The sequence below is a fragment of the Pseudomonas protegens genome, from assembly GCF_003732485.1.
GTDB lineage: Bacteria > Pseudomonadota > Gammaproteobacteria > Pseudomonadales > Pseudomonadaceae > Aquipseudomonas > Aquipseudomonas protegens_B.
Map to the genome: position 1 here is coordinate 4,491 of NZ_MOAK01000017.1, position 637 is coordinate 5,127.

General features: G+C 65.1%; 1 protein-coding gene. It reads right to left on the reverse strand.

What is annotated here, in order from left to right:
• A partial coding sequence (locus tag BLX41_RS34185; RefSeq protein ID WP_259744320.1) for a LysR family transcriptional regulator occupies positions 1-484 on the reverse strand: 484 nt, incomplete at its 3' end.
• Positions 485-637 lie beyond the last annotated feature (153 nt).

Consider the following 637-nt stretch of genomic DNA (forward strand, 5'->3'; position numbering starts at 1 on the left):
CGGCGCTCAGGGCCTGCAGGGACAGGTCGCTGTCGATGGAGATGATCTCCAGGCGGGCGCTGGCATTGCGCCGCAGCAAGGCGATCAGGTCGCGACCGAGAATGTCGTGGAGAATGGTTTCCGCCACGGCAACGCGGATCAACGGCTGCTCGATCACCGGCAGTCGGCGCTGGTGGGCCAGGGCAATCAGTTGTGCCTGCAGTTGCAGGCCCTCGCGGCTCAGGCTCAAGGCACTCCCCTGATAACAGAACAGTGAGCGGCGCAGGTGCTCTTCCAGCAGGGCCAGTTGCTTGCGCAACAGCGTGGCCTTGATGTTCAGGCTGCGGGCTGCCTGCATGAAGCAACCGCAGCGGGCACTGACCAGGAAGTACTGGGCGACCTCCGGATCGATCCCGGCGGCCAGGGCCAGCCAGGCTTCCCGGGGTTCCTGGGGCGCGGTGTAGGGTGCGACGCCCTGGAGTGGAGCGGGTTCGAGAAATGACATTGATGACTCCCTGTCTTGTTGAGTGTTGCTTCCTTGGCGGGCGGGCGGCGGTGATCGTGAGATCGCCTTCGCTGGCAAGCCAGCTCCTACGGTTGCCGGTGCTGCGTATTGCCTCGTAGGAGCCGGCTTGCCGGCGAAGGGGCCTGTGAGATC